Origin of the sequence: Burkholderia sp. JPY481 (assembly GCF_038900515.1) — a bacterium.
Lineage (GTDB): Bacteria > Pseudomonadota > Gammaproteobacteria > Burkholderiales > Burkholderiaceae > Paraburkholderia > Paraburkholderia youngii.
Map to the genome: position 1 here is coordinate 1 of NZ_JAYMRT010000080.1, position 2,634 is coordinate 2,634.

Consider the following 2,634-nt stretch of genomic DNA (forward strand, 5'->3'; position numbering starts at 1 on the left):
TGTCAGCGGGCGGCGTTATAGAGCCAATCCGGGGGCGGCGTAATCGGGCCACCTGAGGGGCGGCACAATGAAGCCAGTCCAGGGGCGGCGTAATCGAGCCACCTCATGGGCGGCGTAAAGAAGCCAGCCCGGGGCGCCAGCGGTAGCGGGCCCAAGCGCAGTTCGAACTTTCCAAGTCGGTACGCTCCGTTTTTTGAGCGGAGCGCCTATGGCCAACAGGAGGTTCGAATTGTTTGAGTATCGTCATATCCTTGTGCGCATGCGACGCGGTGATTCCGACCGCGACATCGCGCGGCGACGCCTGATGGGCCGAGCCAAGCTTGCAGCACTACGGCAGGAAGCCCAGTCGCGAGGCTGGCTCGATCCGGCGCAGCCCATGCCGGAAGACCCCGAGATCGCCAGCGTCCTCAACAGCGTTCCGAGACAGGTGCCACGCAGTAGCGTCTCGACGGTTGAGCCGTACCGCGAGCAGGTTCGCGAGTGGCTCGCCGCCGGCGTCCAGGGCACCACAATCCATGCAGCCCTTCAGCGCAATCACGGCTATACCGGCAGTTACGATGCCGTGAAGCGCATGCTGCGCCGTCTGGCGGCCGAACGCGTCGTCAAGGCAACGACGATCCTCGAGTTCGCGCCCGCCGAAGCCGCCCAGGTTGATTTTGGCGCCGGCCCCGTGCTCACGCACGAGTCCGGTATCCCGCTCAAGACGTGGATCTTCGTGATGACCCTGTGCTGGTCCCGGCACCAGTATGCCGAGGTCGTCCTGGACCAGACCGTCGAGACGTGGCTGGCCTGTCATCGCCGTGCCTTCGAATGGTTCGGGGGCTGTCCTTCCCGGGTCACGATCGACAACGCCAAGTGCGCGATCATCCGGCACTGCCTGCACAGTCCTGAGGTTCAGCGCTCCTACGCGGGGCTCGCCGAAGCATACGGTTTCCGCATCGACCCATGTCCGCCGCACGACCCGGCCAAGAAGGGAATCGTTGAATCCGGAGTCAAGTACGTCAAGAAGTCCTTCGTACCACTACGCGAGTTCCGCGATCTGGCCGACGCGAACCGGCAGTTGCGCGAGTGGATCATGCAGCACGCCGGCGTGCGCGATCACGGCACCACACACGAGCAACCGCTCACGCGTTTCGCGATCGAGCGGCCGCTGCTCACGCGCCTGCCCGATGTGCCGCCGGTACTGGCTGTGTGGTCCGAGGTCAAGGTGCATACGGATGGGCACGTCGTCTACAGGAAGGCGCTGTACTCCGTGCCCTTCACGCTGGTGGGCAAGCAACTGTGGCTCAAGGCCACCGACACGGTCGTGCAGGCGTTCCACCGGCACGAGCTCGTCGCCACTCATCCGAGACTACGCAAACCCGGCGACCGCCATACCGTGCGCGATCATCAGCCGCCCGAAGCGCAAGCGTGGCTCGAGCACGATCCCCAGTGGTGCCTCGCGCGCGCGAAGGATATCGGCCCGGCCTGCCACGCCGTCATCCTCGCGATGTTCAACAACACGGTGCTTGAGAACCTGCGCGGCGCCCAGGGCATCGTGCGGCTGCGCGAGAAGGTCGGCGATGCCCGGCTGAACGCTGCGTGCGAGCGCGCGCTCGCGTTCTCCAGCCCCCAGTATCGCACCATCAAGACGATCCTCGACAAGGGACTCGACAGCGCGGCGGCGGCGCCATCCACGACTACGGCGCCCACTGATACCTACCTGAACGGTGGCCGCTTCGGCCGCGACCTTCAATCCCTTCTGATCCATTGAGCCGACCATGAATCCGAGTCCCGAACTGAACACCATCCTCAAGCAGCTGCGCCTCTCGGGCATCCTCGACTCGCTCGAACAGCGAAACCGTGAAGCCATTGACGGGCAGCTTGCCTACACCGAGTTCCTCGCCATGCTGCTGCACGATGAAATCGCGCGGCGCGACACGAAGAAGCTGGGCGTACGGCTTGCCCGCGCCGGCTTCGCGATGGGCAAGACGCTCGAGACGTTCAACTTCGATCTGGTGCCCAAGCTGAATCGAACCTACCTCCACGATCTGGCCACCGGCCGCTACATCGACGAGAAGGTCTGCGTTCTACTGGTCGGCGGAACAGGCGTCGGCAAATCCCATCTGGCGCAGGCACTGGGTCACTGCGCGGCCCGGCAGGGGCGTGACGTGCTGTTCATCTCGCAGACGGATCTGCTCAAGAAGCTGCACGCGGCCCGCGCCACGGGCTTGTACGAGCGCAAGTTCCAGCAGTTCGTGCGCGTGCCACTGCTCATCATCGACGACTTCGCTGTCAAACCGCTACACCCGCCCCACGACGAAGACTTCCACGATCTGATCGCCGCCAGGTACGAGCGGGCGGCTTCCATCGTCACGTCAAATCTGGATCTGAGCGAATGGGGAGACGCGTTCCCCGACAACCGCATCCTGGGCGCCGCGACGCTGGACCGGCTACGCCACGGCGCCTATCGCGTCGTGATCGAAGGTGAGAGCTTCCGCAAACCCAAGCCGATGCCAGGAAACAGTGAAAACGCGGTTGCCAAACCGGGCAAAAAACCGCATTCTTGAGCCCGTTCGAATCTGCGCTTTACCCCCGTTTCTGCTGGCTCCATTACGCCGCCCATCCCCGGCTCGATTACGCCGCCCCGTGACA

Annotated in this window: 2 protein-coding genes; both read left to right on the forward strand. The window is 64.3% G+C overall.

Annotation, left to right across the window (positions count from 1 at the left end):
- The first annotated feature begins 229 nt into the window (after positions 1 to 229).
- Positions 230 to 1,753, forward strand: a complete 1,524-nt coding sequence (istA, locus tag VSR82_RS39595; RefSeq protein WP_498858882.1) for an IS21 family transposase — start codon at positions 230 to 232, stop codon at positions 1,751 to 1,753.
- Positions 1,754 to 1,760: 7 nt separating this feature from the next.
- Positions 1,761 to 2,549 (forward strand): IS21-like element helper ATPase IstB, encoded by a 789-nt coding sequence (gene istB, locus VSR82_RS39600; RefSeq protein WP_498858881.1) that lies wholly within the window; start codon positions 1,761 to 1,763, stop codon positions 2,547 to 2,549.
- Positions 2,550 to 2,634: the final 85 nt, after the last annotated feature.

Coding starts and splice junctions, on each gene's coding strand:
- istB (WP_498858881.1), top strand. CDS start 1,761: ATGAATCCGAGTCCCGAACTGAACACCATCCTCAAGCAGCTGCGCCTC.